We start from the raw sequence: 2,649 nt of genomic DNA, 5'->3' as shown, positions 1-2,649 counted from the left end.
CCTATCCAAACTGTCATGCTGAGCCTGTCGAAGCATCATTATGAAAGTTTGATCTGCACTATTATCGTCCTCGTTTGCAACGAGGATGCTGGAGAATAGCGTTTGCAACGCTGATTAAAGCCTTTTTATTAATTATAGTGCGTGTCCTTAGCCAGGACTTGGCTTCAAACTTTTTCTTGATAAAAAGTTTGGCAAAAATCAAGGCTGGCATAGGCTGCTATCTTCTCTTGAAAATTCCGGAACAAAACTAACTCGCTGCGCTCAGACAGAGTTTTCTTCTTGCGGAATTTACTACGCTACGATTTACGCAGCAAATGCCTAGGCCTTCTTCTTAGCAAAGCAAATCTTTTTGTTGTGTAGCTACCTATCCAAACTGTCATGCTGAGCCTGTCGAAGCATTATTTGGAAATATACCTTTACATTTCTGTTTATACGCCCCCGCTGGGTCGGTTTTATAAATTATCTTTTTTCTATAAAGATGTTACCCCTCTGGGGTAATGATTTAAATGTGTTGATTGTTATTTAGGTAAGGCTTTTTAAGGAATTCAATCCGGAGGATTGACATATGTATAGCCTAGCAAAATCGAAAAAAAGACGCCCCCGATGGGGTCGAATACCTATAAAATAATGAAAGAATACCCCAATAAGAACAAAATGCGGTAGCTACGCAAACAAAACCCTTACTTACGCGGTTAATCCCTAACATCCATGTACCCTTAACACACTATCAAATAATGAAAAAATTAATATTTACACTATTTTTAGTCACCATAACGACAATAGTATTCGGACAAGAATACGTCACGAACACGACGCAAACCATTACCACATCTGGGATAAGCCTAGGCTCGGCCATTGCTGTAGTTGCCTCTTGGGATCGTAACCGTTCTATCCTGTGGGCTGTCCTGCATGGTATCCTGAGTTGGTTTTATGTTGTCTACTTCGCCTTCACACGCTAAAAAACATCAAAGGCCTGCAATTACTGCAGGCCATTGGTATTATAAGTATGCCCTTTAACACTATCGAATTATTAACAGGTAGCTTCCCTAAATAATGGAAGCTAAATCAAAATAGTTATCATCAGTCTTAGCTTCAAGTAAAAGAGGTTTGGGTGTGAAGCCCTCTTTCTATCTTATTCACTAAATTGCCGAAGCGCTTGAAGTACCTATTGAAGCATTATTTGTATTTGAATAGTACTTTCATTTCTTTATTTTGTTGAAGAGTAATTATCCCTCCTTTTTAGCTTAACTCACCAAAAGGGCGATATTGGTTTTAACAGTTTTTTTGTGTGGAGCTTCTTTTTTTCTTGTAACCTTAAAGCGAAAATATGTTAGAAAAAATGCTTAATCATGAATCTAATTTCAATAATGGAACCATAAACTCAATTAAACAAAAAATGCAGAGCTTGCTTAACCCTGCATTTGTATAACCTGAACATCTTATAAAGATACCGTTAAATTTTCCAAATTCTTTTAGCAATTTCCGCTAAATCCCCTCCACGTTTTTCTACATGAAAAAATTTGAAATCATTTTGGGCTGCTAGCTTATTTGTAATACTTATATTTGACTCTTTATAACTTTTCTTCTTCCGTGAAAATGGATTATTACTAGCCGTTATGTTAAGACTACCAGCCAATAAGGTCAAATTACCTATATAATGAACTTTTGTTTTATGATGAATTCTAGCTTTATCTCCAAGATAAGTTTCCCAATCGCCAAACTCATCCTTGGCCTTTTTTGTTGTAATTTTTTGTGGAATAATATGCTCTATATGTACGTCCTCATTTGAACTAATAATCAACTCTCCTGTTCTACCAGTTACATCGTACTCGATTTCTGCCAAAATATATCTCGCTCTATCCAAAACCTGTAATTTAAATTCAGATGTCGGAAATCGAAGTACAAACTCGTCATCTTCAGGAAAAGACTCTCTTAATTGTTCTGCTATATTAGCTATGTACCCTTTAGAAGAATTATCTAACCTTAATAAATTCGCAAAAATATCATCATTTTCTGACGTACGTCTTGAACAAATATGCCTACGTAACATCAATGAAATAATTCGATTAAGTGTCATTAACTTATCCTTCCGAGAATAATCTTTTTGCAAAAAGTGTGAAGACTTACCATTTTTCAAACAGTGAATAAATATAAAAATATGCTTTAAGAAACCAATGGATTCTTAGCATATAACCAAGGACTTAATCCGTTTAATGATTTATGTGGATGATTACTATTGTAGTCAATCTGCCATTCATAAGCTAACGCATTGACTTCTGTCAGTGAATCGAACAAGTATGCATCTAATATGTCTTCCCTAAATGTCCGATTCATTCGTTCGATATAAGCATTTTGCGAAGGCTTTCCTGGCTGGATGTACTGTAACCCGATTCCGTTATCGTGACAAAACTCAATAAATACTTTAGACAAAAATTCGGGTCCATTATCCGTTCTTATGCGTTTGGGCTTGGGTCTAAATAACAAAAGCTCCTTTAATTTCTGCACCAACCTGACGCCGGGTATGGAATAGAAAGCCTCATTTATCAATGATTCCCGGTTATAGTCATCAATGACATTTAGTACCCTGAATCTACGCCCATTAGCCAGAGAGTCACTCATAAAATCAATTGACCAGGTTTCATTGACTGT

The 2,649-nt window shown here is 36.2% G+C and carries 3 protein-coding genes; 1 reads left to right on the top strand and 2 read right to left on the bottom strand.

Features of this window, described 5'->3' with window-relative positions:
- Positions 1-734: 734 nt before the first annotated feature.
- Complete coding sequence (locus WH223_RS09425; protein WP_340047348.1) at positions 735-959, top strand: hypothetical protein; 225 nt, start codon at positions 735-737, stop codon at positions 957-959.
- Positions 960-1,453: 494 nt separating this feature from the next.
- Here WH223_RS09425 and WH223_RS09420 read toward each other — a convergent pair whose 3' ends face one another.
- On the bottom strand, positions 1,454-2,137 hold the full coding sequence (locus WH223_RS09420) for an HNH endonuclease family protein (protein WP_340047347.1): 684 nt from the start codon (positions 2,135-2,137) through the stop codon (positions 1,454-1,456).
- Positions 2,138-2,163: 26 nt separating this feature from the next.
- Positions 2,164-2,649 (bottom strand): integrase core domain-containing protein (locus tag WH223_RS09415; RefSeq protein ID WP_340047346.1); only part of this gene is annotated, 486 nt, incomplete at its 5' end.

Origin of the sequence: Sphingobacterium sp. MYb382 (assembly GCF_037572665.1) — a bacterium.
GTDB lineage: Bacteria > Bacteroidota > Bacteroidia > Sphingobacteriales > Sphingobacteriaceae > Sphingobacterium.
The sequence above is the reverse complement of the archived record's forward strand: the minus strand, read 5'-3'. Positions and strand labels throughout refer to the sequence as shown.

What these genes read in the sequence shown, in the direction of transcription:
- WH223_RS09425 (WP_340047348.1), top strand. Translation starts at nt 735, where the DNA reads ATGAAAAAATTAATATTTACACTATTTTTAGTCACCATAACGACAATA.